Genomic DNA, 17075 nt, shown 5'->3' on the forward strand with positions numbered 1-17075 from the left:
GCCGGGTGAGCAGGGTTTGTGGCGAATTTGAAGCGAGTGTGAAGTCAGGCCGCTGGCAACACCAGACAGGCTTCGGCGCCGCCGTCAGGGTGGTTGCGCAGTTGCGCGCGGCCGCCGTGCAGGCGCGCGACTTCGGCCACGAACGGCAAGCCCAGGCCGCTACTGCGTTGCCCACTGCGCGGCCGCGACAGCGAATAGAAACGCTCGAACACCCGTTCCTGTGCGTAATCCGGCACGCCCGGGCCGGCATCGCGCAGGCTCACCGTCCAGCCGACCTCGCCCTGCTGCACGCTCAACACGATGCGGCCAGCTTCCGGTGAAAACGCGATGGCGTTGTCCAGCAGGTTCGACAAGGCCTGCCGCAGCAGGAACGCATCGCCCTGCAGCACGGCGCGCTCGGGCATCGCGTATTCCAGTTGCAGGCGTGCCGACTGCAGGCTGGGGCTGGCGTCGTCGACCAGTGCGCGGCACAGCGCGACCAGGTCCACCTCGCCACGTTTGTGCAGCCAGCCGTGCTGTTCCACTTCGGCCAGCCGCAGCAGTTGGTCGATGGTCTCGGTCAGGCGCCGCTCTTGCTGCACGATATTGCCGGCAAAGCGTTGCCGCTCGGCCTCGGGCAGCGGCTCCTGCAGCAGCTCGGCGGCACCACGGATGGCCGCCAGCGGGCTTTTCATCTCATGCGTCAGCGACTGCACGTACTGCTCAACGTAGGCCTTGCCTTCCAGCTTGCGGCGCATGATTTCCAACGCCTGGCCAAGATCACCGATTTCATCGCGACGGCGGCGCGGCGGCGGCACCGGCTCACCGGCGCTCACCGCCTTGGCATAGCGGCTCAGGCTGCCGATGCCGCGCGACAGCCACCAGGTCATCAGCAGGCCGATCAAGGCCGACAAGCCAATCAACCATGTACCGCGCGCAATGATGGCGCGCTGGCTGGCGGCGATGAACGGATCGATGGTGTCGTTGGGCTGCGACAGGGTCAGCACACCGATCAAGGTGCGGCCGTCGGCCGGGTCATAAACAGGTGCGGCGACGTGCATCACGGTGGATGTTTCATCACCGGGCGTTTCAGGGCTGGAACGGGCACCGTATTCGCCGCGCAGGGTTCTGTACACGTCATTCCAGCGCGAGTTGTCGCGGCCCACGTCCTGCCCGCGCGAGTCGTAGATCACGATGCCCCTGGCGTCGGTCACGGTGACCCGGTATTCCACGCTGCGCTTGGGAAAACGCCAGACCATCGCGCGCGGATCGCGCCGCTGCGCGGTAGCCATCTGCGCGGCGAAGGCACCATCGGCCATGCGCCCGGCCTTCAGGTCCGGTGCGGCAATCACCGCCAGCACGTTGGCCGCATCCACCAGCGTGGACTCCATGGCCTGGCGCACGCCCGGCTTCACTTCGTTGACGAACACGCGCATCACGAAGAACGCGGCGATGCCGACGATCAGGAAGAACCCCAGGAAAAGCTTGAGCCCCAGCCGCATCTACAGCTCCAGCGCGTAGCCCACGCCGCGGTGGGTACGGATGGGGTCGTCCTGCGCCCCGGCCGCGCGCAGCTTGGCGCGCAGGGTTTTGACGTGGGTATCGACGGTGCGGTCGGTGCTGTCGCTGGTGTGGTCCCAGCCGCGCTCCATCAGCTGCGCCCGGCTCAGGATCGCGCCCGGGCGCTGCAGCAGCGCGGCCAGCAACGCGTATTCGTAGCGAGTGAGGTCCAACAGCACGTCCTGGTAGCGGATGCGCCGGCCTTCCTCGTCGATGGCGAAGCCACCGCACTGGCGCCAGCCCGCTGCAGGGCCCGGCGACGCTGCCGAGGACGCCGTAACGGCGCCGCGACGCAGCCGGGCGCGCACCCGGGCCACCATTTCGCGTGGCGAGAACGGCTTGGTCACATAGTCATCGGCGCCCAGTTCCAGGCCCAGCACCCGGTCGAACTCGTCGTTGCGGGCGGTCAGGAAGATCACCGGCACCTGGCTGAAGGTACGCAGCTGGCGGCACACCTCAAAGCCGCCCAGGTCGGGCAGCCCGACATCCAGCACCACCACGTCGGCGCCCTCGCCGCGCAAGTGCTCCAGGGCTTGCCGGCCCAGCGCGCAATGGCTGACCGCGTAGCCTTCGCTGCGCAGGGCGTACAGGAGGGTGTCGGCGATGGCGGCCTCGTCTTCGACGACGAGTACCCGGGCTGGCTGGTCTGACATGCCGCCAGCATAGCCGCCCCCCGTGCACCCCCGTACACTTCGCCGATGAATTACCGCCACGCCTTCCACGCCGGCAACCATGCCGACGTGCTCAAGCACATCGTCATGCTGGCGATGATCGACGCGCTCAAGCGCAAGGAATCGCCCTTCTTCGTCCTGGACACCCATGCCGGGCGCGGACGCTACCTGCTTTCGGCCGAAGAAAGCCGCAAGACCGCCGAGGCCGACCTGGGCATCCTGCAGCTGATGGCCACCCCGGCCCTGCCGGAGGTGGTCGAGCAGTACCTGCGCGCCGTGCAGGCCGACAACCCGGTCGGCGCACTGGTGTCCTACCCCGGCTCGCCGCTGCTGGCCGCCCGTGCCCTGCGCGAGCAGGACCGCATGGCCGCCTGTGAGCTGCAGAAGGACGAAGCCGCCGCGCTCAAGGAGCTGTTCGCCCATGACCGCCGCGTGCAGGTATTTGCCGGCAATGGCTATGACAGCATCCGCGCCCTGCTCCCGCCCAAGTCCGGCGCCGACAAGATCGGCCGGGCGCTGGTGTTGATCGACCCACCCTATGAGTCGCAGGACGCCGAATACCCACAGATCATCGCCACCCTGCGTGAAATCCTCACCCGCATGCCGCAGGCCCAATGCGCGGTGTGGTACCCCATCAAGCAGCGCCGCAGCCTGCAGCAGTTCTTCCGCAAGGCCACCCACCTGCCGGCCAAATCCGTACTGGTAGCTGAACTGCTGGTCCGCCCGGACGACTCGCCCCTGCGCCTGAATGGCAGCGGCATGCTATTGGTCAACACCCCCTGGCAATTCGACAAAATCCTGTCACCTGCCCTTCCCACCCTGAAGAAGCATCTGGGCGAGGCTGGCGCCTCCACCCGCCTGGAATGGCTGAAGATGCCGGAGTAATCCCCGCCGCTGGCGGCCATGACTCCGCGTTTAAGAACGTTCACAGTATTTGGGCGGGCGGATGACAGAATCCGGGGACTTTGGAGGAACCGTAGTCATGGCTACCCGTAATCGCATGCCGCCCTGGCATGAACATTTCAAGGCACCCAGCGGCCGGGAACTGCTTATCCGCCCCATCCGCCCCGAAGATGGCGCGCCACTGCAAGGCGCATTTGCCCTGTTCGGGCCCGAAGAGGTGCGTGACAAGTTCCTGCAGTCGGTGGAAGCGCTGTCCGATGAGACCGCACAGCGGCTCACCCACCCCAACCCCAAGACCGAGATCGCCCTGGTGGCCGCCGAGCCGCTGCCACCCGGGGAAGCCGTGGTTGGCGCGGTTGCCCGCGCCTCCATCATCCCCGGCACGCGCGATGCCGAATACGCCATTCTGGTCAGCCGCTTCCTCGCCGGCCAGGGCCTGGGCCGGCAGCTCATGCGCAAGCTGGTGAAATGGGCACGCGGCAAGTACCTGGACCGTCTGTACGGCGACATCGCCGAGCAGAACGAGCCCATGCTGCAACTGGCCGCCTCGCTGGGCTTCAAGCAGGTGCCACACCCCAGCGGCACCCCGGGTTTGGTCCGGATGGTGCTGGAACTGGCCACCTGAGATAACGCTGATCCAAGGCAGGAGTGTGTGGCGGGCGACGCTGATGTACGGCTGCCGCGTTCCCCTCTCCTGCCTTCGGCATCCCGCTCCGCGCCCCGGCTTCGCGCAGCGCGCGAAGCGTTCACGCAGGTGCGATCCGATGGGTTGCAAGCCCCCTGCGCTCACCCCGCAAGGGGAGAGGAGCACGACAAAAGCAACAACAACGGCAAAATCGGTTCTTGCACGCTGCCGGGCCAGTAGCCATGCCCAGAGTGAAAGCTGAGCCTTGGACGCTGAGCCTGGACACGGCCGCGCTCCCGCCGCCGCCCGGCCGCCACGACCGCATCTGTTAAAATCGGCGGCTCATGTCTGCCATCTCATCCTCCTCTCCGCCGCTGCCCCGCTCGGGCCAGCTTCGCGCCTGGTGGCGCGCCCCGGCTTCCACTACCGCCCTGGCGTGGCATGTGGCGCAGGCCGCGCAGATGCACGGCAAGCCGCTGTTGCTGGTCACGCGCGACAACCAGAGCGCGCACCAGACCGTTGCCGATCTGCAGACCCTGCTGGGTACCGGCGGCAACGCGCTGCCAGTGGTGCCGTTCCCGGATTGGGAAACCCTGCCCTACGACCAGTTCAGCCCGCACCCGGACATCATCTCCCAGCGCCTGGCCGCCCTGCACCGCCTGCCCACGCTCACGCGCGGGATCGTGGTGGTGCCGGTGCAGACCTTACTGCAACGACTCGCACCACTGAGCTACATCGTCGGTGGCAGCTTCGATCTGAAGGTCGGCCAGCGCCTTGACATGGATGCGGAGAAGCGCCGCCTGGAAAGCGCCGGCTACCGCAACGTTGGCCAGGTGATGGACCCGGGCGACTTCGCCGTGCGCGGCGGGCTGCTCGACGTCTACCCGATGGGTGCCGAGGCGCCGTTGCGCATCGAGCTGCTGGACGAGGACATCGATTCGATCCGTGAGTTCGATCCGGAATCGCAGCGTTCGCTGGACAAGGTTGCGGCAGTGAAGATGCTGCCCGGCCGCGAAGTGCCCATGGACGACGCCAGCCTGGCGAAAGTGCTGGCCACGCTGCGCGAACGCTTCGACGTGGACACCCGCCGCAGCCCGCTCTACCAGGACCTGAAGGCCGGCATGCTGCCCTCGGGTATCGAATACATGCTGCCGCTGTTCTTCGACAGGACCGCAACGCTGTTCGACTACCTGCCCGAAGGTTTCCTGACCGTGGTCGGCACGGGTGTAGCCGAGGCGTCCGATGCGTTCTGGCTGCAGACCAACAGCCGCTATGAACAGCGCCGCCATGACATCGAACGGCCGCTGCTGCCGCCGGAGGAGATCTACCAGTCGCCGGACAGCCTGCGTGAGCAGTTCAACAAACAGCCGCGCGTGGAAGTGTGGCCGGCCGACCATCCGCGCATCGACGAGGCACACGCGCTGGGCGACCAGCCATTGCCGCCGCTGCCGGTCGCCGCCAAGGATGCGCCGGCCGGTCAGGCGCTGAAGTCCTTCCTTGAGCATTACCCCGGCCGCGTGCTGATTGCCGCCGATTCTCCGGGTCGTCGTGAAGCCTTGCTGGAAGTGCTGCAGGCCGCGGAGCTGCGACCGCCGGTGCTGGCCGATTTCAACGCTTTCCTTCCTTCGCCGGACGGGGGGAAGAGCGCAGGCAAGGGCGCCCTCACCCCAACCCCTCTCCCGCGCGCGGGAGAGGGGCTTTCAAAAAGCGAAGGGCTTGCAAAGAGCGAGGCGCTTCCACGCTTCGCGATCACCGTTGCGCCGCTGGATGATGGTTTTGCCATCACCCAGCCGCCGATGGCGGTGCTTACCGAGCGTCAGTTGTTCCCCGAACGCGCCGGCCATGCGCGGCGCACGCGCCGGGCCGGGCGCGAGCCGGAGGCGATCATCCGCGACCTGGGTGAGCTGACCGAAGGCGCGCCCATCGTCCATGAAGACCACGGCGTTGGCCGTTACCGCGGTTTGATCGCGATGGACGTCGGCGGCATGCCCGGCGAATTCCTCGAAATCGAATACGCCAAGGGCGACCGCCTGTATGTGCCGGTCGCACAGCTGCACCTGATCAGCCGCTATTCCGGTGCCTCGCCGGAAACCGCGCCGCTGCATTCGCTCGGTGGCGAGCAGTGGACCAAGGCCAAGCGCAAGGCGGCCGAGAAAGTACGTGACGTGGCCGCCGAGCTGCTGGAAATCCAGGCGCGGCGTCAGGCCCGCGCCGGGTTGGCGCTGGATATCGACCGGGTGATGTACGAGCCGTTCGCCGCCGGTTTTCCGTTCGAGGAAACCGCCGACCAGCAGGCCGCCATCGACGCCACCCTGCGCGACCTGCAGTCCAGCCAACCGATGGACCGCGTGGTCTGCGGCGACGTCGGCTTCGGCAAGACCGAAGTGGCCGTGCGTGCCGCCTTTGCCGCGGCCAGCGGCGGCAAGCAGGTGGCGGTGCTGGTGCCGACCACGCTGCTGGCCGAACAGCACTACCGCAATTTCCGCGACCGCTTTGCCGACTACCCGTTGCGGGTGGAAGTGCTGTCGCGCTTCAAAAGCACCAAGGAGATCAAGGCCGAGCTGGACAAGGTGGCCGAAGGCACGATCGACGTGATCATCGGCACCCATCGCCTGCTGCAGCCGGACGTGAAGTTCAAGGACCTGGGCCTGGTCATCGTCGATGAGGAGCAGCGTTTCGGCGTGCGCCAGAAGGAAGCACTGAAGGCGATGCGCGCCAACGTGCACCTGCTCACGCTCACCGCCACGCCGATTCCGCGCACGCTCAACATGGCGATGGCCGGTTTGCGTGACCTGTCGATCATCGCCACGCCACCGCCCAATCGCCTGGCCGTCAAAACCTTCATTACCGCCTGGGACAACGCGCAGCTGCGCGAAGCCTTCCAGCGCGAGTTGTCGCGCGGTGGTCAGCTGTACTTCCTGCACAACGACGTGGAAAGCATGGGCCGGATGCAGCGCGAGCTGTCCGAGCTGGTGCCCGAGGCGCGCATCGGCATGGCCCATGGCCAGATGCCCGAACGCGAGCTGGAAAAGGTGATGCTGGATTTCCAGAAGCAGCGCTTCAACGTGCTGCTGGCCAGCACCATCATCGAATCGGGCATCGACATCCCCAACGCCAACACCATCATCATCAACCGCGCCGACCGCTTCGGCCTTGCCCAGCTGCACCAGTTGCGTGGCCGCGTCGGTCGCTCGCACCACCGCGCCTATGCGTACCTGGTGGTGCCGGACAAGCGCGCGATGACCGCCGATGCGCAGAAGCGGCTGGAAGCCATCGCCTCGATGGACGAACTGGGCGCCGGCTTCACCCTGGCCACGCACGACCTGGAAATCCGCGGTGCCGGCGAGCTGCTGGGCGAAGACCAGAGCGGGCAGATGGCCGAGGTGGGCTTCAGCCTGTACACCGAGCTGCTGGAACGCGCGGTGCGCTCGATCAAGGCCGGCAAGCTGCCCGACCTGGATGCCGGCGAGGAAGCACGCGGTGCCGAGGTCGAGCTGCATGTGCCGGCGCTGATCCCGGAGGACTACCTGCCCGACGTACACACCCGCCTGACGCTGTACAAGCGCATTTCCAGTGCGCGCGACAGCAGTGCGTTGCGCGAACTGCAGGTGGAGATGATCGACCGTTTCGGCTTGCTGCCGGATCCGGTAAAACATCTTTTCGCCATCGCCGAACTCAAGCTGCAGGCCAATGTGCTGGGGGTCCGCAAGCTGGAACTGGGCGAAAATGGTGGCCGCATCGTGTTCGAGAGCAAGCCCAACATCGACCCGATGGCGGTGATCCAGTTGATCCAGAAGCAGCCCAAGCTTTACCAGATGGATGGCCCGGACAAGCTGCGCATCAGGCATCCGCTGCCGGAAAGTGCCGACCGTTTCAACGCAGCGCGTGCCTTGTTGACGACGCTGCAGCCCTGAGCTTTCTGAACGAAAGATGGTGTGACGTTTGCGTGAAAACGAAGGCGCGCCGAGAATGCGCGCCCTCTCCCATCCTCGGTGCGCCTCTTCAAGGCTGTACATCTCATGTCTCCCATTTCCATGCCCGTGGGGCTGTCCATTCCTCCCGAGGACGACTCCTGCGCGATCGCGGTGCTGGCCGCAGCGCTTGATCAGCGCGACAGCTACACCGACCAACATTGCGACCGGGTTTCGCAGCTGGCCCACGCCATGGGCCAGCACTGCGGTCTGCCGGAGGATCGCCTGGCGCACCTGGTGCTGGCCGCGCGCTTCCACGATGTCGGCAAGATCGGCATCCGCGATGACGTCCTGCTGTACCCGGGCAAGCTGGACGAGGACAAACGCTCACTCATGCGCACCCACCCCGAACGTGGAGCGGCCCTGTTCCATGCCACCGGCCGCGAGGATGCAGCGCAGGTCGCCACGCTGATCCGCCACCACCATGAAGCCTGGGACGGAAGCGGCTACCCGCATGGGCTGCAGGGCGAGGAAATCCCGATGGAATCGCGCATCCTCACCATCGTCGATGGCTACGATGCAATGACCTCGTTGCGTCCCTACCGCGCGCCGATGTCAACCGAGACCACGCTGGAAATCCTCGACAAGCAACGCGGCCGCTTGATTGACCCGCGCCTGCTCGATGAATTCCTCGGCATGCTGCGCGAAGCCAGCAACGCCGCCTGATCGCACAGGCCCGGCGCCGCATCCCCCAATCATCAGGCAGTGCCGGGCCATGCCCGGCAGACGCCTTGCCGACAAAGCCTCAGCGGAACCTGGCACCGCGCGATCAAACGCGTGCCGCTGGCCGCACTGAATTCCCTGCTACTTCACCACCCGGAAGCGAACACGCGTCCACGCGCCGTCTTCGGCCAACGCGGTGAGGGTGTGTTCGCCGGGCTCATCAAAGTCGCGCGTGAACACCCGGCTGCCGCGTGTCTGTGCTATCCAGCGCCCGTCCAGCAACCACTCGATCGACGACTCGCTGCCCAGCGCGCGCAACTGCAGCCGCGGCCCGTGCGTCGCGCCAGGCGGGCGTGCCAGCGTCGCCTTGTCGTTGAGCCCCTGGATGTGCAGCACGCCGTCGGACTGGCGCCCGTCCTGCGGGCAACCCGGCGCAAGCGCGGGCAACTGCTGCGCCTGCCGCTGCGCCACGGACAGCCACGGCGACGCCAGTGCCGGCCAGCGCGCGATCTCGCGATCCTCGCGCAGCGCATGCCCTTCGCAACCGGCCGAAACCCGCAGCCCACTCTTTGCGTCCACCTGGAAACGCACCCTGCCCGCCTGCCACAGCCGCGCCTCGCGTTCGGGGAAGGTCGGCGGCACCACGCCGTCGAGCACCATCGCCGGGAAACGCCGCTGGCACATGGACGGCGGCGTCTGTTCGGCGGCAATGCCCAGCGGCCAACAGATATCCACTTCACTGACGCTGGCCGGCACCGGCTGCGCGGTGTTGTCGCCGGTCTGTCGTGGCAGGCTGTCGATCACCTCGAACATCAACGGCAAGGCCGTCACCGCGCCGTACTGGCCCGGCAACGGCGTGCCATCCGGCCGCCCGACCCATACCCCGACGGTGTAGTTGCGCGTGCTGCCGATTGCCCAGGCATCGCGATAGCCATAGCTGGTGCCGGTTTTCCATGCCACCTGTGGCCGGCTGCCGGTATCGAACGTACCCACGCCGTAACCCGGACGCGGATTGGATTGCAGGATGTCGCGCACGATCCACGCGGCGCCCTCGGACATCAGCCGCCGCTCGATGCGCGGTTCCTGCGGCGTGTAGCGCACACGGCCGGCAATGCCCCCACGATTGAACGCGGCGAATGCACCCACCAAGCCTTCCAACTGCGCGCCGGTGCCGCCCAGGATGACCGCCAGGTTCGGCTTTGCCCCGTGCGGGAATTTCAGATTGACCCCGCCATTGGCCAGGCGCGCGGTGAAACGCGCAGGCCCAACCCGGTCCAGCAGATCCACCACTGGCACGTTCAACGACAAACGCAGCGCACTGGCCGCGCCAACCGGCCCGTTGAACGCCGCATCAAAATTGCCCGGGCGATAGCCGCCAAAACTCTGCGGCGCATCCATCAGCAGGCTTTCGGAATGAATCAGGCCATCGTCCAGCGCCATGCCATACAGGAAGGGCTTGAGCGTGGACCCGGGCGAACGCCAGGCCTGCACCATGTCGACATGGCCCAGCCGCGCCTTGTCGGCAAACGCCACCGAGCCGACGTAGGCACGCGCTTCCAGCGTGGCGTTGTCCATCACCAGCAACGCGGCCGAGGTGCGCTCGGGCAACTGTGAAAAATACGAGGCAACCCGTTCCTCCAGCGTGCGCTGCAGGCCGCTGTCGAGCGTGGTCTGGATATGTGCGGCCTTCGGTTGCTGGCTGCGCAGGCGCTGCGCCAGCAACGCGGCGTGCAGCGGCTGCTTCAGCGAACGCGCCACCACCGGCTCGATGCGCGCATCGGCAACCTCATCCGCCGACCATTCGCCCAACGCGGCCATGCGCGCCAGCACCTTGTCGCGCGCACGCTGCGCCGCTTCGGGGTGACGATCCGGGCGCAAGCGGCTCGGCGACTGTGGCAGCACCGCCAGCAATGCCGCTTCGGCCTGCGACAGATGCGCGGCGGATTTGCCCAGGTAGGCCCAACTGGCCGCTTCCACGCCTTCGATGGTGCCGCCATACGGTGCGCGTTCCAGATACAGGTCCAGAATCTCGGCCTTGCTCAGGTGCACTTCCAACTGCAGCGCACGCAGCAGCTGCTTCACCTTTCCCCACGGCGTGCGGGTATGCGGGTCCAGAATGCGCGCCACCTGCATGGTGAGCGTGGAGCCACCCGAAACAATGCGCCGCTCGAACAGCCACTGCTTGCCAGCACGCAACAAGGCCCACGGATTGATACCCGGGTGCCGCCAGAACCAGCGGTCCTCATAGGTAAGCAGCGCCTGCAGGTACAGCGGCGACACCGTCCTGGCATCGGCCGGATAACGCCACACACCTTCGGCATCGGCAAACGCGCGCAGCGGCGTGCCATCACCGGCCACCACCAGCGTGCTGGTATCGCGTGATTTTGGCAGCGGCGGAGGGAATGCGATGTCGAGGATGAGCAGCAGACTGAGCAGTGCTGCGACTCCCCAACGCAGATTGCGAAGCGTGAGAGCAGCGCGCAGGCGGGTACCAACCTTTTTCAGCCATGGAACGCGCATGTTCACTCGTGCCTGCTCTTCAATCGCGGTCTGCAGTTGTTGTAGGAGCGACCTTGGTCGCGATGCCGGTGGTGGTCAAGGCAACAACAGTGCATGCAATTGTCTTTATCCCGGTTTCGTCGGCTACACCAGCTTCGCGGCTGAAGCCGCTCCTGCGCGGAGCCAGCCGCGCCGTGCAATTCCCGTAGGAGCGACCTTGGTCGCGAAAACCACTCTCCCCTTGCCTGCGGCAAAGGGAGGGAGCACTTCCGCTTACGGCTGTACCACCGTGATCGTGGTCGGGCTGGAACGGCCAACGCCACGCAGGTCGGGGCGGTACATGTCCTCGGCCAGCGGCGGCGGCACCATGTAGGTGCCCGGCGTGACCGCGCGCACCAGGTAGAACACATGCGCCTTGCTGCCACGCGACAGATTCAACGCGGCGACATAACGGTCATCACGGAACTCCTCGTGCTTCACATCCGCCGCGCGTGAGCGGTCGCTGATCTCCACGCCATCCACCACCACGTCGGCCCACTGCTTGGCATCGCCCAGGTTGAAGTTCTCGATTTCCAGGCCTGCCGGCAGCAGATCGGTGACCAGTGCATCCGGCATCGACATGTCGGCGGTGATGCTCAGGCGCACGATCAGGGCCTCGCCTTCCTTCAGCGGACGCGGTGTCCACGGCTTGCCGTCGGTGCCGTACCAGCTGCGCTCAATGCCGATGTGGGTGTTGTCCGGTGCCGGTGCCTGACGCGGAATGCCCGCCACTTCCAGGCTGGCGAACATCGGTGCCTCGCCCTGCGGCGAGAACCGCACGCCCTGCGCCAACTGCGCCATGTCGAACACACGCGCGAATGCCTTGCGTGCGTCGATGCTCTCGGTCTTCTCGCCGACCACCAGCTCACCGGACACCAGCTTCTTCTGGTTGGCCATCAACGCCTTGCCCAGACGTGCCAGCGCCACCTGCTCCTGCGTGCTCAGCCACAGCCAACCACCGTTGCGACGGATCTCCAGTGTCTGCCCCAGGTCAATCACACGCGCGTCGTACTCCGGCTTGGCCAGGCCGCGCTCGTGCAGCAGCGCAATCATCAAGGCGCCATCACGCAGCGGGCTGCCGTAATCACCAAAGTAGGTCGGGCGATCCGAAATGGACTTGGCAAAACCAGCTGCAATGGCCGCCTGGCCACGCTTGCTGTCGCCCTGCAGTGACAAGGCCACGCCCAGGTGCACCAGCGACAAGCCGGTCACCGCCTTGCTGCGCTCGTTGTCCCACAGGGTGCGCAGCGTGCCCAGCGGCGCGCGGTTGACGCGTGCCAGCACGTAGCCGGAATACGCCTGGTTGGCGAACTTCATCGCGTCACGGCGGTCCTGCCCATAGAACTGGTTGCCGCCACTGAGCAGGTCTTCGCTGATGCGGTTCAAGGCCTTCTGCAGCACGTTGTCCGGCACTGCGAAACCGGCGTCCTTGGCATCGAGCAGGAACTCGGCGATGTACGGCGTCAGCGCCGGATTGATGTAGTCGTCATTGCCCCACATCGAGAAGTTGCCGTTGGCCACCTGCATCGAAGCCAGCCGCCCGAACGCGCCTTCCATGCGCTCATTGCGGGCCTTGGCATCCAGCCCATCGGCACCGAGCATGGCCGAGGTGGCCTGGTCGAGCATCAACGCGGCATAGCCCTTGCTGGTGGTCTGTTCGGCGCAGCCGTACGGGTAATTCAGTGCACCCTGCAAGGCCGAGGCGAACGGAATGGGCGGCAAGGCACTGACCAGCATGCGCGCATTGACCGAGCCAGCCATCAAGCCACTGGCGAAGTTGCTGTCCAGCGTGACCGGCGCCAACGGGTCCAGCGTGCGCGTCTGCGAACGCAGCACCTGCGGCCACGCCGCACGCACCGGCAGGTCGTAACGGCGGTCCACCTTGAAGCCGTTGCCGTCCACCCGCACCCGCACCTTGGCCACGGTGTAGCCTTCCTGCGCATTCAACGGGAAGCTCAAGGTGCGCTTGGCATCGGCCGCCAGCGTCACCGTGCGCGTGGATTCGCCAATGCCCAGCGGGCCTTCGCCCTCCACCCGCACCGCGAACTCGCCCGGCTTGCCGGTGAAATTCTGCACGTCCAGCGTGACCGTGCTGCGGTCACCCGGCGCCATCACCCGCGGCATGCTGGCCTCGGCCAGAATCGGCGCACGCACCAGCGTTTCAACATCGCGGTTGCCGTAGCGCGCATCGGTGTACACCATCGCCGACACCCGCAGCGTGCCGTTGAAATCGGGCACCTGCAGGGTGACGCGCGCATTGCCCTTGGCATCCAGCGCCACCGGGCCGGAGAACAGATCAACCGTCTGCACCCGCGCGGTCGGGCGCTTGGCCTGCGGCAATGCCGCCAGCGCCATGTCGCCACCGAACTTCAGCTTGCCGCTGTTGCCCTCGAAGCTCTCGATCACCCGGCCGTAGATGTCATACGCATCCACGCCCAGGCGACGCTGTGCGAAGAAGTGCGCCGGTGCATCCGGCACCGCGAAACGGGTGATGTTAAGAATGCCCACATCCACCGCGGACACGGTGACATGCGCGTTCTTGCCGGCCAGTTCCGGCGCGCTCACCGTCACTGCCATCGGCTGTTCGGGACGCATCTGTTTGGGTGCGACCAAGCCCACCGCGATGCGGCGATCGCTGCGATCCATCGGCACATGCACCACGCCCACGGCACGGGCCGGGGTGATCTTGCTGGGCGCACTGCCACCACGGAACACCAACGCGGTGACATACACGTCATGCCGTTCCCAGTCCTTGTTGACCGGGATTTCAAACGTGCTGCCCGGCTTCACGTCCACGTCCTGCACGTAGAGCATGCGGTCGCTTTCGACCATCAACACACCACGGCCGGCATGCGGCGGCGTCAGCGTCACCTTGAGCGTGTCACCGGCACGGTAGGCCGTCTTGTCCAGCGCCACCTTGACCTTGTCCGGGCGTGCGTCCAGGCCACGGTTGTCATCGTCCCAGCTCCAACCGGCACGGAACGGATAACGCGTGGTCAGGCCGGTGCCCGGGTCGAACACATCCACCCGGTACTCGCCCCATTCCACCGGAAAGTCGAACCGGGTCGAGGTGGTGCCCGCATCGAGCGTGCGGGTTTCCTTGTTCTCGAAACGGCGGGTGAAGTCGTAATCCCAGCGGCTGTCGGTGTAGGTCCAGTGGTAATCGCGCAGCTCGCGCACCAGGGTGATCTTCAATCCCTTGGCCGGCTGTGGCTTGCCTTCGGCATCCACGCGCATCAACTCAAAGCGTGCGTTGGCGTTGGCATCGGCACCGTCGGCATCGTTGAACAGCGGACGCACCGCCACCAAGGCCGCTGCCGGCCACACCACGCGCTTGAGCGTGCGGGTCACGGTTCGGCCGCCGGTTTCATACACGCTGCCGGACAGCAGCGCCGAAACCGTGGTGCCCTTGCCTGCGTCGGCCGGCAACGGCACGTCCTGGCGCAGCTTGCCGTCGGCCGGCAGCGTGGTGTCGATCACGTCGCTGGCTTCGCGCGGCAACTGCACCGTCGGGTCACCGAAGAACCAGCCCGGCATCGACTCCACCGGATGCTGTTCAACGGCCACTGCCAGACGCGCAGTGAACCGATTGCCATCGGCCGGCGCGCCATACAGGTACGCGGCATCGGCCTGCAGCTTCAGCGGCTCGCCCGGCTTGATCGTCTTCTGCGCGCTGTCCAGATCCAGCTTCATGCGCTCGGGCAGGAATTCCTCGATACGCAGGGTCATGCCCTGCACGGCTTCCTTGCTGCCCGGGTCGGTACGGAACTCCACCTGCCAGCGCCCGGTGGGCGCTTCGGCCGGAATGATCTGCTCGAAGGTGAAGTAGCCCTGCTCGCCCGGCTGCAGGCGCGTTTCGCGGAAGGTCTTGCCGTCCGGCTGCTTGAGCCGCAGGAACACCGGCTGCCCGCCGGTCGCCGGCCCGGCCAGCATCCTGCCGTCGTTGTCGCGCAGCAGCGCCGACACGCGTACGGTTTCGCCCGGGCGGTACAGGTCACGGCCGGACCACGCAAACACATCGAAGTTGGCGTTCTGGCGCCCGGCCACGGCGAACTCGCTCAGGTCCAGCGCCGGTTGGTTGAACGGCAGCATCGTGGTGTCGCTGCCACTGGAAGCCACCAGCACATGCCCCGCATCCAGCGTGTAGTTCAACAGCGCATTGCCGTTGGCATCGGTCTGGCCCTTGAGGATCACCTCGCCCTTGGCGTCGACCACCTTCAGCTCCACCTTCTTGGCCGGTGTTCCATCGGCAAGCGAAGCGGTATGGACGAACAAGGTGTCCTTGTAGGCCCGCGTATGCAGGCCGATGTCACTGACCGTGAAAAACGCGGTGTCGTATTCGCTTTCAAAACTGCCGGCACGCTTCATCACCGCGAAGTACAGGCCAGGCTGCTGCAGCTCCTTCACTTCCTGGATCGGCAGGTAGGTCAGCACCCGCTCGTTCTGCTTGCCGCCAAGCACGAAGCGGTTCACATAGACCGGCTCGGCCAGCTTGGACAGCGGCGTGTTGTCACCGTAGTCACTGTCCAGCTCCCAGCTGCCGCGACGGCCGCCGCGCTGGTACTGGCTGAAGAAGGTCGGCAGGTCTTTCTCGCGTACACGCAGGAACTCGACATCCACCTCCGGCACGTTCACCGACACCACCGGCAGGCCGCGGCTCTCGCGGGACGGCAGCACGCTGCCCTGCGAGGCAAAGCCCACCGCCGGGTCCAGCTCGCCGGTGAACACCTTCTGCTTCACCTCGGTACCCAGCCGGTTGCCGTCGGCGGCAAGCAGGTCCGGAGAAATGATCAGCGTGTATTCCTTGGCCGCTTCCACATACGGGTAGCGCAGGGTCTTGCCATCGTCGGACAGCGACCAGCTGCTTTCCTCGGTGCCGACCTTTTCCTCGAAGCGCAGCAGCTTGTCGAAATCCTGGGTGCCGACCAGCGGCCGCGAGAACTCCACCGCCAACGCCAGGCCATCACCACGCCGCTGGTCCGGGTACGCCCGCAGCAGGGCAAAGCCCTTGACCTCTTCCTGCTTGGCGACGATGGCCTCGCCACTGGCGCCGGGCAGCTGTCCGGTTTCATTCCGTTTGCATCCTGCAACCAGGGCCAACGCCGCAAACGCGACCGCCGCCCACCGCATGCGCACCGACTTCCTGTATTCCATGGCGTCCTCCAGCAGATGCCGCGGAGTATACCCAGCCATCGGTAAACACCCCGCACACGCCTCTGTTTTCCAGCCGATGCCAACCGCAACCGCAGACGGCATGGCAAGGCTCCCACAAGGCCTCACATGCCAGGCAGCAACGCATGGCGGGCATCACACACCGCAGCCGGCCGCCCACCGCGACGGCAGGCCTGCACGGCAATATCCGGGCAGAAAAAAAACGCCGGTGCGTGCACCGGCGTTTTCTTTAACTCAACTGTCTGACGTGAATTACTTGATGCTGACCAGCTTGATCTCGAACTGCACAGCCACGTTCGGCGGGAACGGGGTGCGCGGATCGGCACCGTAGGCCTTCTCCGGCGGCAGGGTGACTTCCCACTTGGCGCCGGACGGCATCTGCAGCAGGATTTCACGCATTGCAGCCATTTCGACTTCGCTGAGCTTGATCGACGGAATCGACTGGGCCGGACGCGCTTCGGTCGGACGCTGGCCGTACGGGAACGGGCCGGCCACTTCCAGCGCAACGGTGCTGGCCTGGGTCGGCTTGGCGCCGCTGCCGGCTTCGATCACGCGGTACTGCACGCCATCGGCCAGGCTCTGCACGCCGGCCTTGGCCTTGTTGGCGGCCAGGAACTGGTCACTGCGGGTCTTGTTTTCACCGGCAGCCTTGTCGTACTCGGCCTTGGCAGCCTGGGCACGGCCCTGCTCACGGCGCTGGAATGCCTCAACGGCCGGCTTGAGCTGGTCGGCGGTGATGGCCGGCTGCTTCTTGGCGTAGGCATCCTGCAGGCCCTTCACCACCGAAGCGATGTCCAGCTGCTCGCCACGGCCGGTGAGCTCGGCAAGGTTGTTGCCGTAGTCGTAACCAAAGTAATAGCTCAGCTTGCCCTTCTCGGACGAAACGTCCTGGGCGAATGCAGTGCCGGTCAGGGCCAGAGCGGCCACGGCGACCGCGATAGAACGCAACTTCATCAAACAGTTCTCCAGGAAGGGTGTCTCAGGGGCAACCAT

9 protein-coding genes are annotated in these 17075 nt (G+C 66.1%); 4 read left to right on the forward strand and 5 right to left on the reverse strand.

Features of this window, described 5'->3' with window-relative positions; translation table 11 throughout:
• Positions 1–44 precede the first annotated feature (44 nt).
• Together creC and creB are read right to left on the reverse strand one after the other, a co-directional pair.
• Complete coding sequence (gene creC, locus ACVOLO_RS04315) at positions 45–1481, reverse strand: two-component system sensor histidine kinase CreC (protein ID WP_481569057.1); 1437 nt, start codon at positions 1479–1481, stop codon at positions 45–47.
• Positions 1482–2192 (reverse strand): two-component system response regulator CreB, encoded by a 711-nt coding sequence (gene creB / locus ACVOLO_RS04320; RefSeq protein ID WP_481569058.1) that lies wholly within the window; start codon positions 2190–2192, stop codon positions 1482–1484. It lies immediately after the preceding gene.
• A gap of 45 nt (positions 2193–2237) precedes the next feature.
• On the opposite strand from creB, the gene ACVOLO_RS04325 reads away from it, so the two are divergent.
• The 4 genes from ACVOLO_RS04325 (at position 2238) to ACVOLO_RS04340 (ending at position 8375) form a co-directional block, all read left to right on the forward strand.
• The gene (locus ACVOLO_RS04325) at positions 2238–3095 is read left to right on the forward strand and encodes a 23S rRNA (adenine(2030)-N(6))-methyltransferase RlmJ (protein WP_481569059.1); all 858 of its coding nucleotides are present in this window, start codon (positions 2238–2240) and stop codon (positions 3093–3095) included.
• Positions 3096–3192: 97 nt separating this feature from the next.
• Complete coding sequence (locus ACVOLO_RS04330) at positions 3193–3738, forward strand: N-acetyltransferase family protein (RefSeq protein WP_481569060.1); 546 nt, start codon at positions 3193–3195, stop codon at positions 3736–3738.
• Positions 3739–4082: 344 nt separating this feature from the next.
• Positions 4083–7652: a transcription-repair coupling factor gene (gene mfd, locus ACVOLO_RS04335; RefSeq protein ID WP_481569061.1), complete on the forward strand. Its 3570-nt coding sequence runs from the start codon at positions 4083–4085 to the stop codon at positions 7650–7652.
• 105 nt (positions 7653–7757) lie between these two features.
• Positions 7758–8375: an HD-GYP domain-containing protein gene (locus tag ACVOLO_RS04340; protein ID WP_481569062.1), complete on the forward strand. Its 618-nt coding sequence runs from the start codon at positions 7758–7760 to the stop codon at positions 8373–8375.
• A gap of 138 nt (positions 8376–8513) precedes the next feature.
• Here ACVOLO_RS04340 and pbpC read toward each other — a convergent pair whose 3' ends face one another.
• The 3 genes from pbpC to ACVOLO_RS04355 all read right to left on the reverse strand — a co-directional run bounded on the left by pbpC (position 8514) and on the right by ACVOLO_RS04355 (position 17036).
• Positions 8514–10892 (reverse strand): penicillin-binding protein 1C, encoded by a 2379-nt coding sequence (gene pbpC / locus ACVOLO_RS04345; RefSeq protein WP_481569063.1) that lies wholly within the window; start codon positions 10890–10892, stop codon positions 8514–8516.
• A 252-nt stretch (positions 10893–11144) separates the two neighbouring features.
• Positions 11145–16064, reverse strand: a complete 4920-nt coding sequence (locus ACVOLO_RS04350) for an alpha-2-macroglobulin family protein (RefSeq protein WP_481569064.1) — start codon at positions 16062–16064, stop codon at positions 11145–11147.
• A 270-nt stretch (positions 16065–16334) separates the two neighbouring features.
• A complete protein-coding gene (locus ACVOLO_RS04355) occupies positions 16335–17036 on the reverse strand; it encodes an FKBP-type peptidyl-prolyl cis-trans isomerase N-terminal domain-containing protein (protein ID WP_481569065.1) in 702 nt (233 codons plus the stop codon).
• Positions 17037–17075: the final 39 nt, after the last annotated feature.

The organism is Stenotrophomonas sp. STEN056 (genome assembly GCF_056759635.1).